Source organism: Citrobacter sp. GW821-FHT02E08, assembly GCF_059421685.1.
In genome coordinates, this window is the sequence record NZ_JBWKVL010000019.1 from 57,435 (window position 1) to 83,828 (window position 26,394).

25 protein-coding genes and 1 pseudogene are annotated in these 26,394 nt (G+C 50.8%); 9 read left to right on the top strand and 17 right to left on the bottom strand.

Annotation, left to right across the window (positions count from 1 at the left end; translation table 11 throughout):
• Positions 1-97 precede the first annotated feature (97 nt).
• A complete protein-coding gene (locus tag AC07UY_RS19710) occupies positions 98-1,171 on the bottom strand; it encodes an acyltransferase family protein (protein WP_494660473.1) in 1,074 nt (357 codons plus the stop codon).
• Between the two features lie 260 nt (positions 1,172-1,431).
• Between AC07UY_RS19710 and lolC the strand changes: the two genes are divergently transcribed.
• The 5 genes from lolC to cobB are packed head-to-tail and all read left to right on the top strand — an operon-like array spanning position 1,432 to position 6,346.
• Complete coding sequence (gene lolC, locus AC07UY_RS19715; RefSeq protein ID WP_301697353.1) at positions 1,432-2,631, top strand: lipoprotein-releasing ABC transporter permease subunit LolC; 1,200 nt, start codon at positions 1,432-1,434, stop codon at positions 2,629-2,631.
• Positions 2,624-3,325, top strand: coding sequence for a lipoprotein-releasing ABC transporter ATP-binding protein LolD (gene lolD / locus AC07UY_RS19720; protein ID WP_301697352.1), 702 nt, complete (start codon positions 2,624-2,626; stop codon positions 3,323-3,325). Before lolC ends, lolD begins: the two co-directional genes overlap by 8 nt.
• Positions 3,325-4,569 (top strand): lipoprotein-releasing ABC transporter permease subunit LolE, encoded by a 1,245-nt coding sequence (gene lolE / locus AC07UY_RS19725; protein WP_203360934.1) that lies wholly within the window; start codon positions 3,325-3,327, stop codon positions 4,567-4,569. Before lolD ends, lolE begins: the two co-directional genes overlap by 1 nt.
• A 28-nt stretch (positions 4,570-4,597) precedes the next feature.
• The gene (nagK, locus tag AC07UY_RS19730) at positions 4,598-5,509 is read left to right on the top strand and encodes an N-acetylglucosamine kinase (protein WP_494660474.1); all 912 of its coding nucleotides are present in this window, start codon (positions 4,598-4,600) and stop codon (positions 5,507-5,509) included.
• A 15-nt stretch (positions 5,510-5,524) separates the two neighbouring features.
• A complete protein-coding gene (gene cobB / locus AC07UY_RS19735; protein ID WP_494660475.1) occupies positions 5,525-6,346 on the top strand; it encodes a Sir2 family NAD+-dependent deacetylase in 822 nt (273 codons plus the stop codon).
• Between the two features lie 46 nt (positions 6,347-6,392).
• Here cobB and potD read toward each other — a convergent pair whose 3' ends face one another.
• The 6 genes from potD to potA all read right to left on the bottom strand — a co-directional run bounded on the left by potD (position 6,393) and on the right by potA (position 11,895).
• Positions 6,393-7,439, bottom strand: a complete 1,047-nt coding sequence (gene potD / locus AC07UY_RS19740) for a spermidine/putrescine ABC transporter substrate-binding protein PotD (protein ID WP_494660476.1) — start codon at positions 7,437-7,439, stop codon at positions 6,393-6,395.
• Positions 7,440-7,463: 24 nt separating this feature from the next.
• The gene (gene potC / locus AC07UY_RS19745; RefSeq protein ID WP_192612477.1) at positions 7,464-8,243 is read right to left on the bottom strand and encodes a spermidine/putrescine ABC transporter permease PotC; all 780 of its coding nucleotides are present in this window, start codon (positions 8,241-8,243) and stop codon (positions 7,464-7,466) included.
• Positions 8,244-8,478: 235 nt separating this feature from the next.
• Positions 8,479-8,883, bottom strand: a complete 405-nt coding sequence (locus tag AC07UY_RS19750; RefSeq protein WP_494660477.1) for a hypothetical protein — start codon at positions 8,881-8,883, stop codon at positions 8,479-8,481.
• Between the two features lie 237 nt (positions 8,884-9,120).
• Positions 9,121-9,408: a hypothetical protein gene (locus AC07UY_RS19755; protein WP_494660478.1), complete on the bottom strand. Its 288-nt coding sequence runs from the start codon at positions 9,406-9,408 to the stop codon at positions 9,121-9,123.
• Between the two features lie 503 nt (positions 9,409-9,911).
• Entirely contained in the window at positions 9,912-10,775 is an 864-nt protein-coding gene (gene potB, locus AC07UY_RS19760) for a spermidine/putrescine ABC transporter permease PotB (protein ID WP_494701800.1), read from the bottom strand.
• Positions 10,759-11,895: a spermidine/putrescine ABC transporter ATP-binding protein PotA gene (potA, locus tag AC07UY_RS19765; RefSeq protein ID WP_494701801.1), complete on the bottom strand. Its 1,137-nt coding sequence runs from the start codon at positions 11,893-11,895 to the stop codon at positions 10,759-10,761. Before potA ends, potB begins: the two co-directional genes overlap by 17 nt.
• Positions 11,896-12,144: 249 nt before the next feature.
• Here potA and pepT point away from each other — a divergent pair, with 249 nt between their 5' ends.
• Entirely contained in the window at positions 12,145-13,371 is a 1,227-nt protein-coding gene (pepT, locus tag AC07UY_RS19770; RefSeq protein WP_192612472.1) for a peptidase T, read from the top strand.
• Positions 13,372-13,429: 58 nt separating this feature from the next.
• Here the strand turns inward: pepT and roxA are convergent, their stop codons facing one another.
• The 9 genes from roxA to rluE form a co-directional block, all read right to left on the bottom strand.
• Positions 13,430-14,551 (bottom strand): [50S ribosomal protein L16]-arginine 3-hydroxylase, encoded by a 1,122-nt coding sequence (roxA, locus tag AC07UY_RS19775; protein WP_192612471.1) that lies wholly within the window; start codon positions 14,549-14,551, stop codon positions 13,430-13,432.
• A 91-nt stretch (positions 14,552-14,642) separates the two neighbouring features.
• The gene (gene phoQ, locus AC07UY_RS19780; RefSeq protein WP_203360942.1) at positions 14,643-16,106 is read right to left on the bottom strand and encodes a two-component system sensor histidine kinase PhoQ; all 1,464 of its coding nucleotides are present in this window, start codon (positions 16,104-16,106) and stop codon (positions 14,643-14,645) included.
• The gene (gene phoP / locus AC07UY_RS19785) at positions 16,106-16,777 is read right to left on the bottom strand and encodes a two-component system response regulator PhoP (protein ID WP_192612469.1); all 672 of its coding nucleotides are present in this window, start codon (positions 16,775-16,777) and stop codon (positions 16,106-16,108) included. The genes phoQ and phoP overlap by 1 nt, the downstream gene beginning before the upstream one ends.
• Positions 16,778-16,948: 171 nt before the next feature.
• A complete protein-coding gene (purB, locus tag AC07UY_RS19790; protein WP_494660481.1) occupies positions 16,949-18,319 on the bottom strand; it encodes an adenylosuccinate lyase in 1,371 nt (456 codons plus the stop codon).
• Positions 18,320-18,322: 3 nt separating this feature from the next.
• The gene (gene hflD / locus AC07UY_RS19795) at positions 18,323-18,964 is read right to left on the bottom strand and encodes a high frequency lysogenization protein HflD (RefSeq protein WP_192612467.1); all 642 of its coding nucleotides are present in this window, start codon (positions 18,962-18,964) and stop codon (positions 18,323-18,325) included.
• Between the two features lie 35 nt (positions 18,965-18,999).
• Entirely contained in the window at positions 19,000-20,106 is a 1,107-nt protein-coding gene (gene mnmA / locus AC07UY_RS19800; RefSeq protein WP_494660482.1) for a tRNA 2-thiouridine(34) synthase MnmA, read from the bottom strand.
• 53 nt (positions 20,107-20,159) lie between these two features.
• Complete coding sequence (locus AC07UY_RS19805) at positions 20,160-20,621, bottom strand: NUDIX hydrolase (protein WP_494660483.1); 462 nt, start codon at positions 20,619-20,621, stop codon at positions 20,160-20,162.
• Positions 20,622-20,631: 10 nt separating this feature from the next.
• A complete protein-coding gene (locus AC07UY_RS19810; protein WP_494660484.1) occupies positions 20,632-21,555 on the bottom strand; it encodes a hypothetical protein in 924 nt (307 codons plus the stop codon).
• Between the two features lie 38 nt (positions 21,556-21,593).
• Complete coding sequence (rluE, locus tag AC07UY_RS19815) at positions 21,594-22,259, bottom strand: 23S rRNA pseudouridine(2457) synthase RluE (RefSeq protein ID WP_494701802.1); 666 nt, start codon at positions 22,257-22,259, stop codon at positions 21,594-21,596.
• Between the two features lie 171 nt (positions 22,260-22,430).
• Between rluE and icd the strand changes: the two genes are divergently transcribed.
• Entirely contained in the window at positions 22,431-23,681 is a 1,251-nt protein-coding gene (gene icd, locus AC07UY_RS19820; RefSeq protein WP_192612462.1) for an NADP-dependent isocitrate dehydrogenase, read from the top strand.
• 164 nt (positions 23,682-23,845) lie between these two features.
• Here the strand turns inward: icd and AC07UY_RS19825 are convergent.
• A pseudogene (locus tag AC07UY_RS19825) lies at positions 23,846-23,998 on the bottom strand (HD family hydrolase); the annotation flags it as partial.
• A 264-nt stretch (positions 23,999-24,262) separates the two neighbouring features.
• On the opposite strand from AC07UY_RS19825, the gene AC07UY_RS19830 reads away from it, so the two are divergent.
• Both AC07UY_RS19830 and AC07UY_RS19835 read left to right on the top strand, forming a co-directional pair.
• Complete coding sequence (locus tag AC07UY_RS19830; protein WP_494701803.1) at positions 24,263-24,472, top strand: hypothetical protein; 210 nt, start codon at positions 24,263-24,265, stop codon at positions 24,470-24,472.
• Between the two features lie 634 nt (positions 24,473-25,106).
• On the top strand, positions 25,107-26,267 hold the full coding sequence (locus AC07UY_RS19835) for a glycosyltransferase family 9 protein (protein WP_494701804.1): 1,161 nt from the start codon (positions 25,107-25,109) through the stop codon (positions 26,265-26,267).
• The last annotated feature ends 127 nt before the right edge of the window (positions 26,268-26,394 follow it).

The window sequence follows — 26,394 nt, forward strand, 5'->3', positions numbered from 1 at the left end:
CACACTATGGGGGCATATGACTGATAAGCAATGCTCTTTATTATCCTTGATCAACACTCATTAGCAAATGATTCGCCCCCGTACAGGGGCGAAAAACTTACGCGGACGGGCTCGTGACGGCCTGGCGGGAAGGGGGAGAAAAGAAGAGATCGGCGAAGACCTTCTGCGATACAGTGCGCACGGCAAGTCCCGCCAGAGTACAAAGCAGCAGACTGAGGAAGGGATAGACCAGCAACAGCGCGAACTCAATCTGAGGCGACCATGACGCCTGATTCAGTTTGGGCGTCAGGGTTAAGCTGAACGCTTCAACCAGAATACGGTGGGTGGTGTAGATAGCAATGGTGTTAGAGCCAATGATGTTGAGCAGACCGGAAGAACGCATGCCGTAACGCTGCTCGAACTGATAAAACGTTTTCATGATCAGTACGATTGAAACAAATGAAAGAAGCAATGCGATGTTTGCCAGCCATGCGGCAACAGCCACTACCGCGAGGGTCAGCATGGCAACAGGATGACGCCGTAGCGGCGTCTGTTTTATGCCCGTCATGAGCGACCCGCCAAACCAGGCACCGAGGCTGTACCAGGGGAGATTGCGGATAACGCTGTTCATCCCCCACCACGGTGTCGGGAGAAAATTGATAGTGACGCTCAGTACGACAAAGACGGCAAACAGCGGTTTTGCCCAGCGGGTGAAGAGTTTACACAGGACAAAATAGACCATCAGCGCATACAGATACCACAGGCTGGTACTGGCGGTGAGCATCCCGTGCAGAAACGCGTTTACGCTGGTGGCGTAGGCTGCATTTGCGCTACTGCTGATATCCCGGTCAGGCGCCAGCCAGTGATTGAGCGAGGTTAATGCCAGCCATTGCACTACACCCCACAGCGCGAGGACCCACAGAATACTCCAGATGCGTTTTTCCACGCACGCCTTCCAGGGGACCGCATCAATATAGCGGCGGATCAAATACCCCGAAATAAAGAAAAAAACGGGCATACGAAACGGCGCAAGGTAGAGATTGAAATAGATCCAACATTTAGACAGCACCTGCGAAAAGGGATGCTGGAAGGTGGTGAGGTGAGGGTAGAAGGTGATTACCGAGTGATAGACTACCACCAGACAAATACATAACCCTTTGATTTGGTTAATCCATAATTCTTTTTGTTTCATAAAAACGGCCTGCCCGTAGTGTTCGACGTAGCCTACGATCCTGCGGGTCATGCGCGTTGCTGTAATGCGTAACAATCTGCTTTTTATATTTTTAAGATAAAGATCAGGTCAGGATGAGGGCGCGGAGTGGGTCACTTTAGTAAGTTGATTTGTGGATACTTTTAGGAATAACACTGACGAACACTTGCGGTTCAGTCATTTACCCATTCCGCTTTCGCTTATATACTCGTGACTTTGCTAACCGCAACCAGACGGATTTCATGTATCAACCTGTCGCTCTATTCATCGGCCTGCGCTACATGCGTGGGCGTGCAGCAGATCGCTTCGGTCGCTTTGTCTCCTGGCTCTCCACCATTGGCATTACCCTTGGGGTGATGGCGCTGGTGACGGTATTGTCGGTCATGAACGGTTTTGAACGTGAACTGCAAAACAATATTCTTGGCCTGATGCCTCAGGCAATTCTCTCGTCTGAGCAGGGTTCCCTTAATCCTCAGCAGTTACCGGAAAAAGCCGTTGCCTTAAACGGCGTGAATCGTATTGCGCCTCTGACGACAGGCGATGTCGTCCTGCAAAGTGCGCGCAGTGTGGCGGTTGGGGTCATGCTGGGTATCGATCCGGCGCAAAAAGATCCGCTAACGCCGTATCTGGTCAATGTGAAGCAAACCTCCCTCGAAGCGGGCAAGTATAATGTCATCCTTGGCGAACAGCTCGCCGGGCAGTTGGGGGTGAATCGCGGCGATCAAATTCGCGTGATGGTGCCTTCCGCCAGCCAGTTTACCCCGATGGGACGGCTGCCAAGCCAGCGCTTATTTACGGTGATTGGCACGTTCGCGGCGAATAGCGAGGTCGATGGCTACCAGATGCTGGTCAATATTCAGGATGCCTCGCGTTTGATGCGCTATCCGGCAGGGAATATCACCGGCTGGCGTTTGTGGCTGAACGAACCGCTGAAAGTCGACACCCTCAGCCAGCAAACATTGCCGGCAGGGACAAAATGGCAGGACTGGCGTGAGCGCAAAGGCGAACTGTTCCAGGCGGTAAGAATGGAAAAGAACATGATGGGGCTGTTGTTAAGCCTGATCGTGGCGGTCGCCGCATTCAACATTATTACTTCGCTGGGCTTGATGGTGATGGAGAAGCAAGGAGAAGTGGCTATTTTGCAAACGCAGGGGCTGACGCCGCGCCAAATCATGATGGTCTTTATGGTTCAGGGCGCGAGTGCCGGTATCATCGGCGCACTGCTGGGGGCGGCGCTGGGCGCATTACTTGCCAGTCAGTTGAATAATCTGATGCCGGTGATTGGTGCGATCCTGGACGGCGCCGCGCTGCCTGTGGCCATTGAGCCGCTGCAGGTTATTGTCATCGCGCTGGTGGCAATGGCTATCGCACTGCTTTCTACGCTTTATCCTTCCTGGCGCGCTGCCGCCACTCAACCCGCTGAGGCTTTACGTTATGAATAAGATCCTGTTGCAATGCGACAACCTGTGCAAACGCTATCAGGAAGGCACTGTGCAAACCGACGTGTTGCATGATGTCAGTTTTAGCGTAGGCGAAGGCGAAATGATGGCGATCGTGGGCAGCTCCGGTTCGGGTAAAAGTACCTTGCTGCATCTGCTGGGCGGACTGGATACGCCGACCTCAGGCGATGTGATATTTAGCGGCCAACCGATGAGTAAACTCTCCTCGACCGCAAAAGCGGAGTTGCGCAATCAAAAACTCGGCTTTATCTATCAGTTCCACCATTTGCTGCCGGATTTCAGTGCGCTGGAAAACGTTGCCATGCCGTTGCTGATCGGCAAAAAGAAACCGGCGGAAATTAGCGAACGCGCGCGTGAAATGCTGAAAGCGGTGGGACTGGATCATCGCGCCAGTCACCGTCCTTCTGAGCTTTCCGGCGGCGAGCGCCAGCGTGTGGCGATTGCGCGTGCGCTGGTCAACAACCCGCGGCTGGTACTGGCGGATGAACCCACGGGGAACCTGGATGCGCGTAACGCCGACAGTATTTTCCAGCTTTTGGGCGAGTTGAATCGTTCACAGGGCACCGCATTTTTGGTCGTCACCCACGACCTGCAACTGGCGAAACGGATGAACCGTCAGCTTGAGATGCGCGACGGTCGCCTGACGGCGGAATTGAGCCTGATGGGAGCAGAGTAATGGCGTCGCCTTTATCGTTATTGATTGGGCTGCGTTTTAGCCGTGGTCGTCGGCGTGGCGGAATGGTCTCGCTGATCTCTGTGATTTCTACGATCGGCATTGCGCTGGGGGTGGCGGTGCTGATCGTCGGTTTAAGCGCGATGAACGGTTTTGAACGTGAGCTGAATAACCGTATTCTGGCAGTGGTTCCGCACGGTGAAATTGAAGCGGTTAATCAGCCGTGGACCAACTGGCGCGACGCGCTGGAAAACGTACAGAAGGTGCCGGGCATTGCGGCGGCAGCACCCTACATCAACTTTACCGGACTGGTGGAGAGCGGCGCTAATCTGCGCGCTATTCAGGTGAAAGGTGTCGATCCTAAACAGGAACAGCAACTGAGCGCGCTTCCCTCGTTTGTGCAAAACCATGCCTGGGATAACTTTAAGGCCGGTGAACAGCAAATTATCATCGGCAAAGGCGTGGCAGATGCCCTGAAAGTCAAACAGGGCGACTGGGTTTCGATCATGATCCCAAATTCAAATGCGGATCATAAACTGATGCAGCCCAAACGCGTGCGTCTGCATGTTGCGGGGATTTTGCAACTGAGCGGCCAGCTGGATCACAGTTTCGCGATGATCCCGATGACCGATGCTCAACAGTATCTGGAGATGGGATCCAGTGTTTCGGGTATTGCGATCAAAGTTAACGATGTCTTTAACGCCAACAAACTGGTGCGTGACGCGGGCGAAGTCACCAATAGCTATGTTTACATTAAAAGCTGGATTGGGACTTACGGCTATATGTACCGCGATATTCAGATGATCCGCGCCATTATGTATCTGGCGATGGTGCTGGTGATCGGCGTGGCCTGTTTTAATATCGTCTCGACTTTAGTGATGGCGGTAAAAGACAAGAGTGGCGATATTGCCGTATTAAGAACACTGGGCGCCAAAGACGGTTTGATTCGTGCCATTTTCGTCTGGTATGGACTGCTGGCGGGGCTGTTTGGCAGCCTGTGTGGGGTGGTTATCGGTGTTGTCGTTTCATTGCAACTGACCCCCATCATCGAAGGTATTGAGACGATTATCGGCCATCAGTTCTTGTCCGGGGATATCTATTTTATCGACTTCCTGCCATCCGAATTACACTGGCTGGATGTCCTTTACGTGCTGGTCACGGCATTGTTGCTGAGTTTGTTAGCCAGTTGGTATCCGGCGCGGCGCGCCAGTAATATCGATCCAGCGAGAGTTCTCAGCGGCCAGTAACTGCGGTACACAGAAACAAGGAGCGGCGATGTATTACGGGTTTGACATTGGCGGGACCAAAATTGCGTTAGGCGTTTTTGATAACAAACGGCATTTGCAGTGGGAAAAGCGTGTGCCAACCCCCCGCGACAGCTATGAGGCTTTTCTGGATGCCGTGTGTGATTTGGTCGCTGAGGCCGATGCGCGATTTGGCGAGAAAGGCAGCGTCGGCATCGGTATTCCCGGAATGCCTGAGACGGCGGACGGTACGTTGTACGCCGCCAATGTGCCTGCCGCCAGCGGAAAACCTTTACGTGCCGATCTCAGCGCTCGCCTGGATCGTGATGTTCGCCTGGATAACGACGCCAACTGTTTTGCCCTCTCCGAAGCCTGGGACGATGAGTTTACGCAGTATCCGCTGGTGATGGGGCTGATCCTCGGCACCGGTGTCGGCGGCGGTCTGATCATCAATGGAAAATCGATCGCCGGACACAGCTACATTACCGGTGAATTTGGTCATATCCGTTTACCGGTGGATGCACTCACGCTGATGGGTTTTGACTTCCCATTACGCCGCTGTGGTTGTGGGCAACTGGGCTGTATCGAAAACTATCTTTCCGGCCGTGGATTTGCATGGCTGTATCAGCATTACTATCATCAACCTTTGCAGGCTCCTGAAATCATTGCGCTGTGGGAGCAGGGTGATGTTCAGGCGCGAGCCCACGTTGAACGCTATCTGGATTTATTAGCGGTCTGTCTGGGCAATATCCTGACTATTGTCGATCCCGACCTGGTCGTGATCGGCGGCGGTTTATCGAATTTCACAGCGATAACAACGCAGTTGGCGGACCGATTGCCACAACATCTCTTGCCCGTCGCCCGGGTGCCGCGTATTGAACGAGCACGACATGGGGATGCGGGGGGAATGCGCGGCGCCGCCTTCTTACATCTTACCGACTAATCAAAAGAGGTTGTTATGCAGTCGCGTCGGGGTCATCGATTAACTCGTTTTCGTAAAAACAAACGCCATTTACGCGAACGCCTGCGTCAACGGATCTTTTTCAGAGACAGAGTGGTGCCGGAAGTGATGGAAAAACCAAGAGTATTAGTACTTACAGGGGCAGGGATCTCAGCAGAATCCGGCATTCGTACGTTTCGTGCGGCCGATGGTCTCTGGGAAGAGCATCGCGTGGAAGATGTGGCGACCCCGGAAGGATTTGCGCGCAACCCTACACTGGTCCAGTCATTTTATAACGCGCGTCGACAGCAACTGCAGCAACCCGAAATTGAGCCGAATGCGGCGCATATTGCACTGGCAAAACTGGAAGAAGCCCTCGGTGAGAACTTCTTACTGGTGACGCAGAATATCGACAATCTTCATGAGCGTGCGGGCAGCGAGAATATTATCCACATGCATGGTGAGTTGTTGAAGGTGCGCTGTTCCCAGAGCGGGCAGATCCTGGAGTGGACAGGCGATGTCACCCCCGACGATAAGTGTCACTGTTGCCAGTTCCCGGCGCCGTTGCGCCCGCATGTGGTGTGGTTTGGCGAAATGCCGCTGGGGATGGATGACATCTACATGGCGCTGGCAATGGCGGATATTTTTATCGCGATTGGCACCTCGGGGCATGTTTATCCGGCGGCGGGTTTTGTCCATGAAGCGCGACTGCACGGCGCACATACGATCGAACTGAACCTTGAACCGAGCCAGGTCGGCAGCGAATTTGAAGAGAAGTATTACGGCCCGGCGAGTCAGGTGGTGCCGGAGTTTGTCGAGAAGTTGTTGAAAGGCTTGTAAAATAAAAGGCCCGGTTCGCACTGCGACATCGGGCCTTCCTGCTGAATTAGCGTCCTGCTTTCAGCTTCTGGTAATACTCTTCATAAATGGCGCTGGCCGCACCGACGTCATTCTGCCATTCCCCTTTTTTGATTGTTTCTGCATCAGGGTACAGCGTTTTGTCGTTGGCGACGTCCGGGCTTAACAGTTTACGGGCCGCCAGGTTAGGCGTCGGATAACCGATAGTTTCCGCCACTTGTTTCGCGACATCCGGGCGCAGCAGGAAGTTAATCAGTTTCAGCGCGCCTTCTTTGTTTTTGGCGTTTGCCGGAATCGACAGGCTGTCCATCCAGAAGATCCCGCCTTCTTTCGGCCAGACCACCTCCAGCGGTGTACCGGCCTGACGCGCAACCCAGGCAGAGCCGTTCCACACCATTCCCAGATTCACTTCGCCTTCCATATACGGGTTAGCCGGGTTGTCAGAGTTAAACGCCGCCACGTTTGGCATCAGCTTTTTCAGCTCGTTGTAGGCCGCTTCAATCTCTTTCGGATCGGTTGTGTTACCTGAATAACCCAGTTTACGCAGCGCCACCTGGAACACTTCACGCGCATCATCCGTCAGCAACAGACTGCCTTTGTACTCCGGCTTCCACAGGTCGGCCCAGCTGGTGACGGTTTTCGGGTCGATCGTCTCACTGTTGACGCCAATCGCCGTGGCACCCCAAATGTAAGGGATAGAGTAGTCGTTGTTCGGGTCAAACGGCTTGTTGAGCATCTCAGGGTCGAGATTGTTGAAGTTGGTTAACGCCGACTTGTCGATCTTCTGGATCATGCCCTCTTTGCGCATTTTGTCGACGTAGTAGGTGGAAGGAACCACCAGGTCGTAGGCACCGTCTTTGTACGTTTTGAGCTTGGCGTACATGGTCTCATTCGACTCATAGGTCGAATAGATAACCTTAATACCGGTCTCTTCGGTGAACTGCTCAAGCAGTCCTGGCGGAACATACTCGGTCCAGTTGTAGAAATAGAGCGTGTTGTTATCTTTGGCGTGAGCTGCGCTCATACCCAGTGCCAGAGCACCCGCGGCAAGCAGGTGGCGTGACCATTTGTTCATTTAACGTCCCCTGAATTACGGACCTTAACGGCCCTTCGTTTTATCACGAGCAATAAGCTGGCTGGCAATCACCATCACCAGCGACAGAACTAACAATATTGTTGCCAGCGCATTCACCTCGGGTGATACGCCCACTTTCACCATCGAATAGATCTTCAACGGTAAAATTTCATAGCCAGGTCCGGTGACAAATGACGACACCACGACGTCATCCATCGACAAGGTAAAACTCAGCAACCAACCCGCCGCCACGGCGGGCATGGCCAACGGTAAAATGATCTTGCGCAGAATAGTGACTTCGCTGGCGCCCAGATCTTTTGCCGCTTCCAGCATCCGTACATCAAAGCCTTTCAGACGTGAATAGACAGTCACGACGACAAATGGCAGACAGAACGTGATGTGGGAGAAGAGCAGCGACCAGAACCCCAGTTGAATGCCAAGCAGCATAAACAGCACCAGCAGGGAGATGGCCATGACGATGTCCGGTGACATCATGACGACAAACAGCATACCGCTGACGAAGGGTTTGCCGCGAAAGCGGTAGCGATACAGTGCGACGGCAGTGAGTGAGCCAATGAGCGTGGCAAAGGTTGCCGAGACAACGGCCATCGTGAGTGAATGCTGTGCAGCCTGAAGCAGACTGTCGTTGTTGAGCAATAAGCTGTACCAGTTAGTGGTAAACCCTTGCCAGTTGATGCCAAAGCGCGAGCTGTTAAAGGAGTTCACAATCAAGATGATGATTGGAATATACAGATAAGCATAAATGGTGGTCATAAAACCACCGCGAAGCAGTCTACCGATCATTCGAGACCCACCTCCTTGCGTTGCAGAAGGGACAGTTTCAGAGTATTGAAATTATTCAATTTTTCCTTTATCTCCAAAATATCTCCAAAACTCGTTGATTAAATAGCGCGCAAAAAAACGCGGCCATCACATGAGGCCGCGCATTTTACAACAATTTTCCTGGCTATCGGGAAAAAATGGCTGATTTAATGACGGGCGTTATACGTTTTGCCCACCAATACAGCCGGATGGAGGATTACTGTACGATGACCCCCATCACCATCCCGTTACTCTGGTTCATATCAAACCTGGCGGTAAAGCCGGATTTGCGCCAGTGGGTGCGTTCTTCGTTTTGCGATTGCCATCCCTGGGACTCCATGTAATCGACCGCTTCCCCCTGATACTTTCCGGCAATGTGGCGATCAATTGTGCGGGCGACGTCAGCCGCGGCGTCGGGGTCTGCCTGGTGGTGGCGGTTCGCTTGTGCGGCATTCTGTTGCTTAGAATGATGAGGGTTGCATGTTCCGTTTGTTTCACTAACCTGTGTACAACCCGAACTTTCCAGCTGTGCCCGATAAGACTCACTGATAGCAAAAGCACTATGAAAATAGAGTCCGCCGAACACCATAATGAGTGCTGCTGTAATATTTTTACTTTTCATATTTTTAACTCTCAATTTTTTACCTGCCAAAATAAAAATAACATCAGAGTTATTCGTTTTCGGCAGTGCTAATATTTGTATCGCTCAGCAAAATATTATGCCGGGATTTTTATTACATACGACTTACACAAATAACACGCTGACTGGCAAGGAGATAAAAGGGTAATGCAGGCAGGCGTTTTTCCTGCAAGCTCAGTATTTTATTCCCTGTGAGAGGGTGAACCTCGTTTAACGCCATTAATACCAGCAGCGGGAACCATTATCGGCCTGGCTTGCATCGGGAATGTCTGCACATGCGGGTAGTGTGATGCCATCGCGGGTAATCATGTTTTTATCCTGATGGTGATGTTTGTGGTGGCGCTGCGGGTTATTACCACAGGTTCCATTGGCATCTTCTACCTGCGTACAGCCTTGCTGCTCAAGGTTTTTGGCATACCCATTGTGGCCTTGCGGCGGTGCAATAACACACCCGGATAACAAGACTGACAAACTACCGATAGCTAACAGCATTGATACTTTATTCATTATTTTACTCTCAGGTTATATGACTCAGAAAACTATCTCCTTCCTGTGTTTTTTACGCAGTGGTTGTACTTGCATCCCTATGCAAAGATAGCTTTATGAGTGGTCTGATGAGATTATTCTATTAAAGTTGTCGGTTGTTCAACAAATAAATATAGCATTATATGTTCTTTTAAATTCTTGTTTTACCACGTCATTATTCCCATGGCAGTTATTGTGTTATCGGCTTGTTTTAAGGATATTGGTTTTTGGTATGCAGCAGTTAATTTTTACTGTTAATTAATTGAGAGGCGGTTTTAATAATTATCTGGGAATTGTCTTATGTTGAAAGAGGTATTATCCCGCGTCTGTGTATAATATTGTTTAACACTTTCGGATGAAACCTGTGAAATAGATAAAATAGTGAACGGTAAGTCAGTGTGGAAATAGAAGGCGAGTGAGCAATAAAAAACCGGCGACCTTGCGGTGCCGGTTTTTGCCATCATCAATGCAATGAACGTGGCGGTTTAATCACTGAGTTCGCTTGCTTTTCTGTTCAGCAGACGCGATGCACGCCAGTAAACCAGCAGCATCAGACCCATCACAATGGTCAGCGTAATGCTGGTGGCGGCACCAAACGGCCAGTCGCGGATGTTCAGGAACTGCACCTTAATGACGTTACCAATCAGCAGGTTTTTGGCGCCCCCCATCAGGTCGGAGACATAGAACAGTCCCATCGCGGGTAACATCACCAGCAGACAGCCCGCGATAATCCCCGGCATGGTCAGTGGAAGGATAATGCGGATAAAGGTCTGCAACTTGTTGGCACCCAAATCACGCGCCGCTTCTAACAGTGGCTTATCCAGTTTTTCAATGCTGGAGTAGAGCGGCATCACCATAAACGGCAACAGGATATAGACCAGACCAATAATGACGGCGCTAGGGGTAAACATGATGCGAATCGGCGTATCGATAACGCCCAGCCAGAGCAGGAACTCGTTGAGATAGCCTTTGGTGCTAAGAAAAATTTTCAGCCCGTAGATGCGGATCAGTGAGTTAGTCCAGAACGGAACGATCAACAAGAACAGCAATAGCGGACGGACTTTTTCCGGCAATTTTGCCAGAAACCAGGCGAACGGATAACCGAGTACCAGACAGGCGAGGGTGGCAATCAACGCCATATTGAGCGAGTGCAGCAGCACCTCAAAATAGAGCGGATCGAGCAGACGCGCGTAGTTTTCCAGCGTAAAGACCATTTTGACGAAATTAGCGTCATCACGGGTCAAAAAACTGGTACCAATGATCATCAGGTTGGGCAAAAAGACAAACAACACAAGCCAACCGACGATGGTGACAATCACCACATTCTGGAACTTACTCGTGTTCTTCATCAGCCAGTACGACCTCCCAGCTTTCTACCCAATTGATGGCCATTTTTTGGTCGAGCGAGTGATCAAAATCGGGATCGTCTTCATTGAAGAATTCACTCACTATTACCATTTTTCCGTTTTCCAGCTCGACGACCGATTCCAGCGTCATCCCTTTGTAGTTGCGCTCGCGAACGTAACCAATCAGACCTTCAATGTGGTTGTCGTCATTGATTTCATCAACGCGCAGGTCTTCCGGGCGCAGCAAAACATGTAACTTTTGCCCTGGAACAACCGCAAAATTGACGTAAATGTTGCATTCACGACCTTCCACATTTGCACGAACGCGCTGCTCGTCAAGACGCTCGATCACGGTGGCGTTGAACATATTGATCTCGCCGATAAAACCGGCCACGAAGAGATTTTTCGGTTCTTCGTAGATCTCGCGCGGGGTGCCGTCCTGTTCAATAACGCCGTCGCGCATCACCACGATACGGTCAGACATGGTCAACGCTTCTTCTTGATCGTGGGTAACGAACACAAAAGTGATGCCGAGTTTACGCTGCAACGCTTTCAGTTCGTTCTGCATCTGCTTGCGCAACTTGTAATCCAGCGCAGAAAGCGATTCGTCCAGCAGAAGCAAACGCGGTTTGTTCACCACGGCACGGGCGATCGCCACGCGTTGTTGTTGTCCGCCGGACAGTTGATGCGGCTTACGCTGGGCAAATTCTTCGAGTTGCACCATGCGCAGTGCGTCGGTAACGCGGGGTGTGATTTCGGCGGCGGGGGTTTTCTGCATGCGTAATCCGAAAGCCACGTTTTCAAACACCGTCATGTGAGGGAATAACGCATAACTTTGGAATACCGTATTCACATAGCGGTTTTCCGCCGGAACATCGGTAATGTCCTGGTTATCCAGCATGATATGACCGGAATCCACATTTTCCAGACCGGCAATCAGGCGTAGAACGGTTGTTTTACCGCAGCCAGAGGGGCCAAGCAGCGTGAGAAATTCACCATTATTAATGGTCAAATTCAGGTTAGAAATGACCTCTTTGCCATCAAAACTTTTGCGAATTCCCGCCAATTGCACCAGCGGTGAAAGCGAACGCGGTTGTTTATTCAATTTTTTACTCTGTCCCATGTAGACGCAACGGATGGCTGACCGATGCGGGGTTTGTGGTTGACCACCTTGGTGACTCTTAATGAGGGCGGTTATTCTACGGCAAACCACTGAAATCGCCAATCCTTGTTGCGAATTGCGGGGTTAGCTTTATATTCAGGAAGGGCTACAGATCGAAATATTCTCGTTTAGGGGATAAAAGTGACCTGACGCAATATTTGTCTTTTCTTGCTTATTGATAATGTTGTCACAAAAAGTGAGGGTGACTGCATGGATAAACTACTTGAGCGTTTTTTGCACTATGTGTCGTTGGATACCCAGTCAAAGCCGGGTGTGCGACAAGTTCCCAGCACCGAGGGACAGTGGAAGCTACTACAGTTACTCAAACAACAGCTCGAAGAGATGGGGCTGGTTGACGTTACGTTAAGTGACAAAGGGACCGTGATGGCGACGTTGCCAGCCAATGTCCCTGGTGATATTCCTGCCATCGGTTTTATTTCCCATGTGGATACCTCACCGGATTTCAGTGGTAAAAACGTGAATCCGCAAATTGTGGAAAACTATCGCGGTGGCGATATTGCGTTGGGCATTGGTGATGAAGTGTTATCGCCGGTGATGTTCCCGGTTTTGCATCAATTGCTGGGGCAAACGCTGATCACCACTGACGGTAAAACGCTGCTCGGCGCGGATGACAAAGCGGGTGTGGCAGAAATCATGACCGCGCTGGCGGTACTGAAACACAAAGCGATTCCGCACGGCGATATTCGCGTCGCCTTTACGCCAGATGAAGAGGTTGGCAAAGGGGCGAAACACTTCGATGTTGCCGCCTTTAATGCGCAATGGGCTTACACCGTTGATGGTGGCGGTGTTGGTGAACTGGAGTTTGAAAACTTCAACGCCGCCTCCGTCAATATCAAAATCGTGGGTAACAATGTGCATCCGGGCACTGCAAAAGGGGTGATGGTGAATGCGCTGTCACTGGCTGCGCGAATTCATGCGGAAGTTCCGGCGGATGAAAGCCCTGAAACCACAGACGGTTACGAAGGCTTCTACCATCTTGCCAGCATGAAAGGCACCGTCGATCGGGCCGATATGCACTACATTATTCGCGATTTTGACCGCAAGCAGTTTGAAGCGCGTAAGCGTAAAATCATGGATATTGCCAAGAAGGTCGGCAAGGGGCTACATCCGGACTGCTACATTGAGCTGGTGATTGAAGATAGCTACTACAACATGCATGAAAAGGTTGTTGAGCATCCACACATTCTGAATATCGCTCAGCAGGCAATGCGTGATTGTGACATTGAGCCGGTAATGAAACCGATTCGCGGCGGTACTGACGGGGCGCAGCTGTCGTTCATGGGATTACCGTGTCCGAACCTTTTCACCGGGGGGTACAACTATCATGGCAAGCATGAATTTGTGACGCTGGAAGGGATGGAAAAAGCGGTACAGGTGATTGTGCGTATTGCAGAACTGACGGCAAAGCAAAAGTAATGAGTATCGATAGTTGCCGGATAAGGCGTAAGTCACTATCCGGCAACTATCGTAATAATTACCCTTCGAAGAACCAGTACCCGCTGTTGACCAGCGCGGCCAGCATCGCAAGGAACGACGGATCGTCCAGCGCGTCCTCAAAGTTTTCGGCGGTCAGCACGATATGGCTGGCGAGCGCTTCCAGTGCCGGACGGTGTGGAGAGTCGATCTTCTCACCGTTTGCGTATATATCGTCACCAATGCGCAGTACACGCAACCCACCAAGACGAACCAGCACATCGCCTTGCTTCAGGGCGTCATAAATCTCATCGGGCTGATAGGGCGGCTCTGGCGGCGCGATGTCCAGTTCGTGACGAGACTGAGAAATAAACTCACCAAACCACTGTTTGAAATGTTCCGGCTGATTGATTAACCCGAGCATCATTTCACGCAATTTATCCATTTCCTGCGGCAGGATGTCGGCAGGATGATCGCGAGGCGGCATATCGGGGTCGCTGTAATACGTGCTGCCCAGTTCGCGCTGCAGAACATAATCGGCAAAACCGCTGATCAGCTCGCGAGTATTGGGCGCGCGGAACCCGACGGAGTAGTTCATGGCATTTTCCAGCGCATAACCCTCGTGTGGGAATCCCGGTGGAATATACAGAATATCGCCAGGCTCCAGCTCTTCATCAATAATGGCGTCGAAAGGATCAACCTGTAACAGGTCGGGATGCGGGCAATGCTGCTTCAACTGCAGCTTTTCGCCCACCCGCCAGCGACGACGGCCCGTTCCCTGAATAATAAAGACATCATACTGATCCAGATGGGGGCCTACGCCGCCGCCGGGAACGGAAAACGAGATCATCAGGTCGTCGATACGCCAGTCAGGCAACGCGCGGAAAGGGCGCATCAGCGCGGCAGTCGGTTCATGCCAGTGGTTCACGGCCTGCACCAGCAGCGACCAGTTGTTCTCACCGAGATGGTCGTAGCTTTCGAAGGGACCGTGGCTCACCTGCCATTTGCCATCCTGATGACTGACAAGACGACTGTCGACTTCACTTTCCATTGCTAGCCCCGCCAGTTCGTCAGGAGAGAGCGGATCAATAAAGTTGGTGAACCCACGCTTCAACACCACCGGACGTTTTTGCCAGTGGCGTTCGAGAAACTCGGGCCAGTTGAGGGTTAATTGGTATTCCATATTGAGTATCCGCAGGCTGGTATCTGACACCGATTATAACGGATGCGTAACCCGATGCGGTGAACTATATACACAAATATTACATGCCGCGTTATTCGTCTTTCTGGCCCGGATGCTGTCGACCGAAAATAACCTCCATGCGCGCACCACCCAGCAAGCTGTCGTTGGCGATAATTTGCCCGTCATACTGCTCGGTAATTTCACGTGCCACCGCCAGTCCGACGCCTTGCCCGGGTCGCAGGGTATCAACACGCTGGCCACGATCAAAGACCAGCGCGCGCTTACTGTGCGGGATCCCCGGTCCGTCATCCTCAACCAAAATATGCAGATGATCGTCGGTCTGGCGGGCGGAGATTTCGACAAACTCAAGGCAGTATTTACAGGCATTATCCAGCACGTTGCCCATCACTTCGACAAAGTCGTTCTGCTCACCGACAAAACTGATTTCTGGCGAGATATCGAGACTGATATTGACCCCTTTACGCTGATAGACCTTATTCAGCGCAGAGGTCAGATTATCCAGCAGCGGCGCGACAGGATGCAGTTCGCGGCTCAGCAAAACACCGCTGCCACGCATGCTGGCGCGGTGCAGGTAATAGCCGATCTGCTGCGAAATACGGCTAATTTGCTCGAGCATGACCGGTTCGGCTTCGTTGACGCTCATCTTTTCGCTGCGCAGGGAACGCAGTGTACTTTGCAGTACCGCCAGTGGGGTTTTCAGGCTGTGTGTAAGGTCGGTCAGGGTGGTGCGGTATTTGTCGTAGCGTTCGCGCTCGCTTTTCAGCAGTCGGTTGAGGTTACGCACAAGGCTGGTTAGTTCGCGTGTGGTTTCAGGGTTAAGCATGTCGCGATGATGCTCTTCCAGCTCACGCACTTCTCGCGCCAGCGCCTCAATAGGCCGCAGACTCCACCAGGCGGCGACCCACAGCAGGGGGATCACCAACAGCAGGTTGGCAGCCAGCACATAGATAAACCAACTCCACACCATATAAGAGCGTTTCAGCTCGATGGGGATAGTATCAACAACGACGATAGTGAGTTGCGGCATGCGCGCGGTGGCGGGGTAAATATTCACGGCCACAGAGTGGGTCATTTCGGCATCGTCGTCATCTTCGCGCACTTCTTTAAGCTGCTGCTGGACGGAATGATCGTCACTCAGCAATGCGCTGGTTGCGTCGACGTCGGCCTCAATTTCGTGGAAGCCATTGGTTTTCAGCCAGTCAGGGTGAACCTGTTTGACCAGCCACGGCACGTCGCGCTGCGCCCATAACAGTTTGCCGTTCTCGTCATAAATCAACGACATCGTTGGGCTTTGCATATCGAGATGTTCAGGGAGTTCTACCTGGAGCTTGTTGTTTTCCCATTTTGCGAGGGTATAGAAAAGATTGCTTTCCCCGCGCAGCAGGCGGAACGTTGTCTTATCGAAGCTAACGCTGTAACCGATCAGCGCCACCATGCCGTAAGCCAGGGAAAGGACCAGCACAACGCCCGCCGTTGCCAGTAAAAAGCGGACCCGCAGCGACAGGGGAAAAAAGTGACGCAGTAATTTATTCATTAGCGCAGTTCGAAAAGATATCCCTGACCACGCACGGTGGTGATCACGTCGTTAGGGTACTGGGCCTGGATTTTTTTGCGCAGGCGCCCCATGAGAACATCAATAGTATGGCTTTCACGGAGTTCGGCATCCGGGTAAAGCTGCAACATCAACGAATCTTTACTGACGACTTTGCCATTATTGCGGATCAGCGTTTCCATAATAGTGTACTCAAACGCCGTCAGCTTAATCACTTCGTCATTGACCGACAGTTCGCGGCGGGAGAGATCGACCTGAAAAGGCGGCAGTGAAATGACCTGTGAGGCCAGACCGCTGTTGCGGCGCATCAATGCTTGCATACGTGCCATCACCTCCTCAATATGAAACGGTTTTGTCACGTAGTCGTCGGCCCCGGCACTGAGCACTTCGACTTTGTCCTGCCAGCCTTCACGCGCGGTTAATACGAGGACGGGCAGAGAAACCTCGTTGCTACGCCAGCGGCGGATAAGGGACAGACCATCTTCATCCGGGAGACCTAAATCGACAATCGCAATATCAGGCAGATGTTCGTTAAGGTAATAATCGGCTTCCTTTGCGTCTTCTGCGTCATCCACCTGGTGTCCTAAATCCTGCAGTTGAACCTTCAGGTGGTGGCGTAACAATGCATTATCCTCAACAACCAGTACGCGCATTCTCTTTTCTCCCTAAGTAAATGGTATGAATAGTTTAACGCGATTATGTTGTTGTGGGGATAAACATTGACTAAACCGGAGGGGAGGGATGTGCTGGATGGCGGCGCGAGCACCTTATCAGGCCTACACGATCGTAGGCCCGGTAAGCGTCAGCGCCACCGGGCAATGTATTTACTTCAGCTCGTCAACCATGGTGATGGCGCGACCAATGTAGTTGGCCGGGGTCATGGCTTTCAGGCGAACTTTCTCTTCTTCCGGCAGTGCCAGACCGTCGATAAACTGCTTCATGCCTTCGGCATCGACGCGCTTACCGCGGGTCAGCTCTTTCAGCTTCTCATACGGTTTTTCAATGCCGTAACGACGCATGACGGTCTGGATCGGCTCCGCCAGTACTTCCCAGTTATGATCCAGTTCGTCCAGCAGACGATCGCGGTTCACTTCCAGTTTGCTCACGCCTTTCAGGGTGGACTGGTAGGCGATCAGCGCATAGCCGATACCGACACCCAGGTTACGCAGTACGGTAGAGTCTGTCAGATCACGCTGCCAGCGGGATACCGGCAGTTTGCTCGCCAGATGTTGCAGTACCGCGTTAGACAGGCCCAGGTTGCCTTCGGAGTTTTCAAAGTCAATCGGGTTAACCTTGTGCGGCATGGTTGAAGAACCAATTTCACCGGCGATGGTTTTCTGTTTGAAGTGATTGAGGGCAATGTAACCCCAGACATCACGGTCAAAGTCGATCAGAATGGTGTTAAAGCGGGCAATGCAATCAAACAGTTCGGCGATGTAATCATGCGGCTCGATCTGCGTGGTGTACGGGTTCCACTGGATGCCCAGCGAGGTGACGAACTCTTCGCTGAACTGGTGCCAGTCAACTTCCGGGTACGCAGCGATGTGGGCGTTATAGTTGCCGACGGCGCCGTTGATTTTACCGAGAATTTCTACCTGATTTAACTGGCGGAACTGGCGCTCCATACGGTACGCCACGTTAGCCATCTCTTTGCCGATGGTCGACGGTGTAGCGGGTTGACCGTGGGTGCGCGACAGCAGCGGAATATCGCGATACTGTACTGCCAGATCTTTGATGCCATCAATCAGTTGACGCCAGTACGGAAGGATCACTTCATCACGGGCGGTTTTCAGCATCAATGCGTGAGACAGGTTGTTGATGTCTTCGGAGGTGCAGGCGAAGTGGATGAATTCAGAAACCGCATGCAGTTCCGGGTTTCCGGCCACTTTTTCTTTCAGGAAATACTCTACTGCCTTCACGTCGTGGTTTGTCGTGCGCTCAATGGTTTTGATACGCGAAGCATCTTCTTCATTGAAGTTCGCCACGATAGTATCAAGGAAACCGTTTGCGTCGGCAGCAAAAGCAGGAACTTCCTTGATCGCTGCGTGCACGGCCAGTTTCTGCAGCCAGCGTACTTCAACTTGTACACGGAATTTCAGCAAACCGTATTCGCTGAAAATCCCGCGCAGCGCGCTGACTTTATCGCCGTAGCGTCCATCGACAGGGGAAACGGCGGTCAGTGAGGATAATTCCATAAATCATAACTCCGGGGTTAAATGAGCAAGAATTTGTTTGGCCTGAGTGGTCAGACGATTGCGAGAAAACATTAATTGCAGACGGCCTCCGCCAACCTGATGCCAGAGCACGGCCGCACGGATACCTGCAAGGAGAGAGGCGCGAACTTTTGCCTGAACCTGAGGACTTTGCAGAACAGCAGGAGAACCGGTCACCTGAATGCGCGGCCCCAGTGGGCTAATGACGTCAACATAGATGCCCGCCATGGCGCTCATCAGCGTTTCCGACTGCAAATCAAAATGGTCAAGCTGGCGCTGTAAACCGTTGATTCGCTCGCCCAGCGTATCCATCGCCCCTTTTGCTGCCGCCAATTTGCGCTCCAGCACCATCAGGCTCAGGGTGTAACGGGTAAGTTCTGCGTTTAAGCCCTGACGGCTGCTGGCGTTGAGCACGCCGAGCAGGGTCTCCAGTCCGAGGCGCAGATTGGCCTCGCTGCCACCGAACACGCCCAGCGTAGAGCTGGGGTTCATATCGATGACGCTGTTCAGTGAAACGTGTAGCGCATCGGCATCACAGTGTCCCTGGTGCGCCAGTTCTTGCACCAGGCGTGCCGACTGGCAAATACCGGCCAGCGCGAGGGTGATGTCATAAAAATTCTTTGCCACGATCACTGCTTCCTTGTATCAGTCTAAGAGAATAATTATACCGGCAGGGGCAGGCGCTGCTCGATAATACCGCCGCCGAGACACACTTCACCCATGTAAAAGACCGCTGACTGACCCGGCGTAACGGCTGCAACCGGCTCATCGAAGACAACTTCAATGCGATCATGGTCCAGGGCGTTAACCGTGCAAGGGATGTCGGTTTGACGGTAACGGGTTTTCACCGTGCAGCGCAGGGTTCCGCTGAACGGCTCGCGATCAACCCAGTGCAATTGTTGCGCTATCAGCCCGACAGACATCAGACGCGGGTGTTCATGACCCTGAGCAACAACCAGAATGTTGTTCTCAACATCTTTGTCTACGACATACCACGGATCTTCAGAACCTTCTTTGGTCCCGCCAATCCCCAGACCTTTGCGCTGGCCAAGGGTGTGGTACATCAACCCCTGATGCTGGCCGATCTCGTCGCCGTCAACAGTGACGATTTTGCCGGGTTGTGCCGGGAGGTAACGACCTAAGAATTCACGGAATTTACGCTCACCGATAAAGCAAATACCGGTGGAATCTTTTTTCTTCGCGGTGATGAGCCCCAGATCTTCGGCAATTTTGCGTACCTGCGGTTTTTCAAGTTCACCTACAGGGAACAGACTTTGCGCGATCTGCTCATGGCCGAGCGTATAGAGGAAATAGCTCTGGTCTTTATTGCCGTCAAGGCCGCGCAGCAGGCGGCTTTTACCGTCTACATCGGCACGGCGCACGTAGTGACCGGTGGCGATGTAATCGGCACCTAAATCTTCAGCGGCAAATTCGAGGAAGGCTTTAAATTTGATTTCTTTATTGCACAGAATATCCGGGTTCGGCGTACGACCGGCTTTGTACTCTTCGAGGAAGAGTTCGAAAACGTTGTCCCAGTATTCTGCGGCAAAGTTAACGGTATGCAGTTCAATGCCGAGCTTATCGCAGACGGCCTGAGCATCCGCAAGATCGGCGGCCGCTGTGCAATATTCCTCACCGTCGTCCTCTTCCCAGTTCTTCATGAACAGGCCTTCTACCTGATAACCCTGTTGCAGCAACAGCCAGGCAGAAACGGAGGAATCGACACCGCCGGACATGCCGACGATCACTTTTTTTGGGCTTTCAGACATTGGAATACTCACGACATTGAACTTCAAGGCGGCATATTCTATCACGCAGCCATTTACTTGACACCCTCTGTAAACGGCCAGTTAAATTCACCGATCATCGCCAGTGGATAACGTTGCCCGCTCTGGAAACAGCGCACACTCTCGGCAACCAGCGGAGAACGCAGGTTTGGCGCATTGAGTATCTCTTGTGCGCTCACCCAGCGGCAGCAATCTATATCACTGTCATGGGGTTCGGTATCGCACATATTGGCAAGCTCAATGCAAAACAGAAAACGTAAAAACGGCGTTTTATCAGGGGCAATCCACTGATGCATACGAATAAAGTGCTGAGGCTGCGCGCTGATGCCGGTCTCTTCCCACAGTTCACGCGCGACGGCCTCGGCTAATGTCTCATCCGCTTCCAGATGTCCGGCGGGCTGGTTCCACAGCGCTTTGCCATTGATGGTTTCCTCAACGACTAAAAATTTTCCTTCTGCATGCACAATGCAGGCGACGGTGACGTGCGGTTTAAACATCGGTGACCTCTTATTCTTCTTTAAATCCTTCAGCGACATCCGGCCAGCTAATCTCGCCGCTGGTCTTATCGATACTTATATAGGCCGTTGGCGGAGAGGTTGCGGGATCGGCGCCTCCACGGCATAACGCGGCCTGATGGTCTTCGCGCACGATAAACTCGATGGCCTTTTTCGCGTTCCAGCTCTCATAAAAGACACATTGATAGTCATGACGCAAATTGAGTGTGGCGATGCGAGTCGCCTTATCCGTAGATAACGGATTGATATCATCGCGATAACGATCACCGCTGTTTACAGGCTGCAGTTGCGATTTCTTTAACCAGCCGCGAACGGCGCGGCGATCGGCGGTGTAATACACCACCTCAATAAAATCATCTTCTGATTGTTCTTGGGCGGAAACAACGTCGCCAGGGATCAGGAATAGGAAGGTACTGCGACACTGTTCATTCGGCATCGTATAAAAAGAGGCGCGCCCGCTCCCCTGAACCTGGTGATGGTTATCCGTGGCCGGTGCGTGCCGGACCCGCCCGGGCATTGCATTATTCGCCCACTGTTGACAGGTTTCGTTTACAGGCAAGGGATTCGCCACGGGAGCCAGACCTTCAGCGGTGACCCATCCGGTTGCAAACAAGCCTTTAGCATCACGATAACGAATGTAGCGAAACGTCTGGATGGGGGCATCTTTCGATTGCTTGATTTGCTGGCTTCTCAGGACTTCCACCGTGTCGCCGTTGATCAAATGGGCGGGGAGTCGGCATTCCGCATGTGGCGCAGAATAGAAATGCAGGCGAGAGTTCGTTTTCACCTCGGCGGTTTCATAAAGATATTCCGCCGCGCCTGCGCTATCGCCCGCAATGGCTTCGCAGTCCTGCTTTGCCACGCAAAATGGCGATATAACGGATAACACTAACGCGGCGATAACACGGGTATCCATAATTCTTCTTCCATGATGATGTCGGGTAATGTGCTTCGTCAGACACTGTGCGACGACGGATGTTCCCGCCACTCGCCGTTCGCCAGTCCGTCAAGCGTATAGTCACCCATAGCGTAGCGGATAAGCCGCAGCGTCGGATGCCCGACATGGGCGGTCATTCGGCGAACCTGGCGATTACGCCCTTCATATAACGTGATTTTAAGCCACGCGGTAGGAATATTTTTGCGTTCGCGAATCGGCGGGTTTCTTGGCCACAGCCATTCCGGCTCAGCCACAATATCCACCCCTGCGGGTAGGGTAGGACCATCATTCAGCGTAATGCCGTGACGCAGGGCATTCAGCGCTTCACTGCCGGGTTCACCCTCAACCTGCACATAATATATTTTGCCGGTGCGTTTGCCTGGCTGCGTGAGTCGTGCCTGCAATGCACCGTCGTTGGTGAGCACTAAAAGCCCTTCGCTGTCCCTGTCGAGACGGCCAGCGGCATAGACACCCTGCACGGAAATAAAATCTTTCAACGTGCTGCGCCCCGCTTCATCGGTAAATTGCGGCAAAACATCGTAAGGTTTATTGAACAAAACCACGCGTTTTGGCTGGTTTTCTTTGCGCTGCCTGGTGGTTTGTCGTGAGCTGAATCGCTCAAGGCGGTGATTTCTAAAAGATGTTTTTTGCATGGTATTTTCAGGCCTTATCAATTGACGCATTATAGCCTAATAACGAGTGTCTTTCATGGCGACAAACAATAGGGTAGTATTGACACGCTCATTACAAAACATTAACAAAAAATTGCTCTAACGCATCCGTGTAGCAGGACGCAATTGCACATGCAGCGTGATGACAGACGAGCAAACCAGAAGCGCTCGAAGGAGAGGTGAATGGAAAGTAAAGTAGTTGTTCCGGCTGAAGGCAAAAAGATCACCCTGCAAAACGGCAAACTGAACGTGCCGCACAATCCGATTATCCCATTCATTGAAGGCGACGGCATCGGTGTTGATGTAACCCCTCCGATGATCAAAGTTGTGAATGCTGCAGTCGAGAAAGCCTATAAAGGCGAGCGTAAAATCTCCTGGATGGAAATCTACACCGGTGAGAAATCCACCCAGGTTTACGGTCAGGACGTCTGGCTGCCGACTGAAACCCTGGATCTGATTCGTGATTACCGCGTAGCCATTAAAGGTCCCCTGACGACCCCAGTCGGTGGCGGTATTCGCTCTCTGAACGTTGCACTGCGTCAGGAACTTGACCTGTACGTCTGTCTGCGCCCGGTTCGTTATTATCAGGGCACCCCAAGCCCGGTTAAACATCCTGAACTGACCGACATGGTCATCTTCCGCGAAAACTCTGAAGACATCTACGCGGGTATCGAATGGAAAGCTGACTCTGCTGATGCAGAGAAAGTGATTAAATTCCTGCGTGAAGAGATGGGCGTGAAGAAAATTCGCTTCCCGGAACATTGTGGCATTGGTATCAAACCGTGCTCCGAAGAAGGGACTAAACGTCTGGTGCGTGCGGCGATTGAATATGCAATCACTAACGATCGCGATTCTGTGACCCTGGTGCACAAAGGCAACATCATGAAGTTCACCGAAGGCGCGTTCAAAGACTGGGGTTACCAGTTAGCGCGTGAAGAATTCGGTGGCGAACTGATCGATGGCGGCCCGTGGGTTAAAATCAAGAACCCGAACACCGGCAAAGAGATCGTGGTTAAAGACGTGATCGCCGATGCGTTCCTGCAGCAGATCCTGTTGCGTCCGGCTGAGTACGACGTTATCGCGTGTATGAACCTGAACGGTGACTACATCTCCGATGCTTTGGCAGCTCAAGTGGGCGGTATTGGTATCGCGCCGGGCGCAAACATCGGTGACGAATGTGCACTGTTTGAAGCTACCCACGGTACGGCACCGAAATATGCAGGTCAGGATAAAGTGAACCCGGGTTCAATTATTCTGTCTGCCGAAATGATGCTGCGCCACATGCAGTGGTTCGAAGCTGCAGACCTGATTGTTAAAGGTATGGAAGGTGCGATCGCCGCGAAGACCGTCACCTATGACTTCGAACGTCTGATGGACGGCGCTAAACTGCTGAAATGTTCAGAGTTTGGTGACGCGATCATCGAAAACATGTAATCCAGTTTCTGGGTTGTGTGAGAACGGGAGCCAGTTGGCTCCCGTTTTTTTATTATTAGGATTCGAACGGTTATCAAAATTTTATCAAAATAAGTTATCAAAACTGGCTTACTAATCTTTTGCTTTCAGACTTTGCTTGACCACTAAAATCATGTAACTGATCACTTCAACAATGAGGTTACCCGCGCTTCGATAGCCTGGTAATCCGGGAGCAGTCGTTTAAGCGGGGAGGGGATATCCTGCAAATAGGCTTCGGCGGCATCGTGCAGCAGAACCTCTAATGTGAATTCCTTTGGTACCAGGTGACCTGAAAAAACTGGCGGTTACTGAGTACAAACGGGAAAACACCGAGCCGCCAGAACAGGGATGTACTTCTTATTGCTTTGGCTTGCTTTTAACCACATCAGGCGCGGTGGATCCTACTATTCCCCAACAACAAGGATTTAGTTAGCCTGGATATCCCCAACATCATTAAAGGAATTGTAATGATCCGAAGTGGCTATGAAGCGCACGATACACCGCCGTTTAAACGACCTGAATCAACTCCACAACGAGATTTATAGACGATTGAAAGAGGACTTATGACTCGTGAAGATAATTTGTTTGACTTAAATCTTTCCTATTATCTTGAGCTTTCATTTCATCGGGTCATTGGTCGTATTGATTACGCAATTACAGCTACCGGTCTTCTTTCTAGTTGCCCGGCATTCGCATGGTTAAATGGAGTGAAATTTTTTGCTCCAGTTATCGCGATCCTCACCGTCATTCAGCTTGTTTACCAATTTGGTTAGCGCTCTAGTCTTGCGTTCGAGCAAGCGAGACTCTATCTAGAGAGGTTAAATACGAACACCACTAAGAGAGTTACGCAGTGCGCATGGTTTTACGATATCTCATGTTGCGAGTAGATCCGCGACGTTTAGCCGCATTGAGCGCTGTCAACAGGTGACTTCGGTCGATCTCGCGGTAAAGCTGGTGGGTTTTTATCATGGTGAAATTAATGAACTACATATCCTTTATCCAGAACGTTTTGAGCCGTGTAAGTGGCGTTAAGAACGGTCCCTGCTGAATAGCCAGCAAGAAACCACAGGTCAAGAGGGTAAACCGTGGATAACGAACTTCAATGGAGAGTGAAAGGGGAAATTATGGGGCATACGACAACGTTTTCACTGAGGTGCTACTGGTTTGACTCAAAGCCCCGTCATTTGTCCGATACAGCCAACTGGAATAACGTTTACATCTTAATGTAATTAACAACATTTGAAACCTACCTTAATTTATATTTGCGTGATGAATGTATTTTAAAATAAATATGTACTTTCAAAATGTATAAGATATTAACATGTTTTAATGATGGTTATGTTGCTGTGTTATGGATGAAAAGCATACACTGCTATAATAATATTACCGAGAATACCATGGTGGCGTATGAGTATCATTAAAAGTATAAGGGCAGTTAATAGACAGAGAAATATTAAAACCAAAAAAATAAAAATAAAACTAAAACTTTTCGTAATAAAATTACGCTATCGAAAAAGGGCTTTATTAGCCTCTGAATCCTATAAATCGGTTTGCATATTTATGCACACACAGGCTATTGGGGATGGTATAGTAACCTCTGGGTTTATAAAATCATTGATGGATAGAGGTTTAAAGGTTTACGTTATTGCGCCTGAAAGAGTACGCTTTCTATTCATTGATATTATAGGGGTTGATGGTTTTATTCCGTTTAATAAGGAGCGGGCAATTGATTTGTTAAAAGAAATGAAACAATATCAAATTGATTTGGTGGTTGATTTTTCGAATTTTGATGGGACGGTAATGCATAGGTTGAAAACTTTATTATCAATAAACCCAAAATATGCAATAGGTTTTAATCAGCCAAGAAACACCATATTTGACACTAATATTGTTGATGGAGGGGTAACCCGCGGACATATAACGGGAAGGATGAGGGAAGTTTTAACTACTCTTGGGTTTAATAGTTGCGATTATTCTGGGTTTTTGAAACTCGATAGGTGTGATTTCAATAGTGCTCACGCATTTGCCAGAACATTAAAAAAAGACTTCAAAGGCTTGGTTATATTTAATCCTTTCGGTTCTCAGGATGATCGTGCATTATCTATACCACAGATTAATGAGGTGTTACATTATCTAAATAATCTCAATGGATTTGTCACCATTGTTTTTAATATGGGTCGATCTATTAAGTGTGCTCATTTTGATAATGTCATGATGACACCATTCAAAGACGCAGGTAACTGCTTTGCCCTTGTTGGTCACGCTACTTTTGTCATCACTGTTGATACGGCAATAGTTCATCTTGCCAGTGTTTTGAATATTCCTCAATATTGCATTTATAACAATAGGTTGCACGATGGCATATATGAAAATAATGTTCTGTGGGGGCCGAATAGCGAGGTTGCTGTGCAATTAACCACATCGGAATATAAGCGAACAGAGATTGGTGATGATATGCAAAAATTTGATGTATCGCTATTGATTAATGCCATAAATGAAGATTTTGTAGATCAAGGAAGGTTGGTCCGTTCAAAAGATTTGAAAGTTACAGTTGCTGATCATGCTTGATTAGACTGTAAATAGACCCGTTTTAGTTCCTCGCACTTTTTGAAAACCTGACTAAATAGCTGCGTCTAATACCGCTACATTTTTGCCAGACCATGCTTTCTTCCGGGGAACGGGCTGGCGGTTTCCA

Coding starts and splice junctions, on each gene's coding strand:
- mnmA (WP_494660482.1), bottom strand. CDS start 20,106: ATGTCTGAAAGCCCAAAAAAAGTGATCGTCGGCATGTCCGGCGGTGTC.
- potC (WP_192612477.1), bottom strand. CDS start 8,243: ATGATCGGTAGACTGCTTCGCGGTGGTTTTATGACCACCATTTATGCT.
- AC07UY_RS19835 (WP_494701804.1), top strand. CDS start 25,107: ATGAGTATCATTAAAAGTATAAGGGCAGTTAATAGACAGAGAAATATT.
- phoP (WP_192612469.1), bottom strand. CDS start 16,777: ATGCGCGTACTGGTTGTTGAGGATAATGCATTGTTACGCCACCACCTG.
- AC07UY_RS19805 (WP_494660483.1), bottom strand. CDS start 20,621: ATGTTTAAACCGCACGTCACCGTCGCCTGCATTGTGCATGCAGAAGGA.
- AC07UY_RS19750 (WP_494660477.1), bottom strand. CDS start 8,883: ATGAAAAGTAAAAATATTACAGCAGCACTCATTATGGTGTTCGGCGGA.
- potA (WP_494701801.1), bottom strand. CDS start 11,895: ATGGGACAGAGTAAAAAATTGAATAAACAACCGCGTTCGCTTTCACCG.
- lolC (WP_301697353.1), top strand. CDS start 1,432: ATGTATCAACCTGTCGCTCTATTCATCGGCCTGCGCTACATGCGTGGG.
- purB (WP_494660481.1), bottom strand. CDS start 18,319: ATGGAATTATCCTCACTGACCGCCGTTTCCCCTGTCGATGGACGCTAC.
- phoQ (WP_203360942.1), bottom strand. CDS start 16,106: ATGAATAAATTACTGCGTCACTTTTTTCCCCTGTCGCTGCGGGTCCGC.
- lolD (WP_301697352.1), top strand. CDS start 2,624: ATGAATAAGATCCTGTTGCAATGCGACAACCTGTGCAAACGCTATCAG.
- potD (WP_494660476.1), bottom strand. CDS start 7,439: ATGAACAAATGGTCACGCCACCTGCTTGCCGCGGGTGCTCTGGCACTG.
- potB (WP_494701800.1), bottom strand. CDS start 10,775: ATGAAGAACACGAGTAAGTTCCAGAATGTGGTGATTGTCACCATCGTC.
- icd (WP_192612462.1), top strand. CDS start 22,431: ATGGAAAGTAAAGTAGTTGTTCCGGCTGAAGGCAAAAAGATCACCCTG.
- lolE (WP_203360934.1), top strand. CDS start 3,325: ATGGCGTCGCCTTTATCGTTATTGATTGGGCTGCGTTTTAGCCGTGGT.
- cobB (WP_494660475.1), top strand. CDS start 5,525: ATGCAGTCGCGTCGGGGTCATCGATTAACTCGTTTTCGTAAAAACAAA.
- pepT (WP_192612472.1), top strand. CDS start 12,145: ATGGATAAACTACTTGAGCGTTTTTTGCACTATGTGTCGTTGGATACC.
- nagK (WP_494660474.1), top strand. CDS start 4,598: ATGTATTACGGGTTTGACATTGGCGGGACCAAAATTGCGTTAGGCGTT.
- AC07UY_RS19810 (WP_494660484.1), bottom strand. CDS start 21,555: ATGGATACCCGTGTTATCGCCGCGTTAGTGTTATCCGTTATATCGCCA.
- AC07UY_RS19710 (WP_494660473.1), bottom strand. CDS start 1,171: ATGAAACAAAAAGAATTATGGATTAACCAAATCAAAGGGTTATGTATT.
- rluE (WP_494701802.1), bottom strand. CDS start 22,259: ATGCGTCAATTGATAAGGCCTGAAAATACCATGCAAAAAACATCTTTT.
- AC07UY_RS19755 (WP_494660478.1), bottom strand. CDS start 9,408: ATGAATAAAGTATCAATGCTGTTAGCTATCGGTAGTTTGTCAGTCTTG.
- roxA (WP_192612471.1), bottom strand. CDS start 14,551: ATGGAATACCAATTAACCCTCAACTGGCCCGAGTTTCTCGAACGCCAC.
- AC07UY_RS19830 (WP_494701803.1), top strand. CDS start 24,263: ATGACTCGTGAAGATAATTTGTTTGACTTAAATCTTTCCTATTATCTT.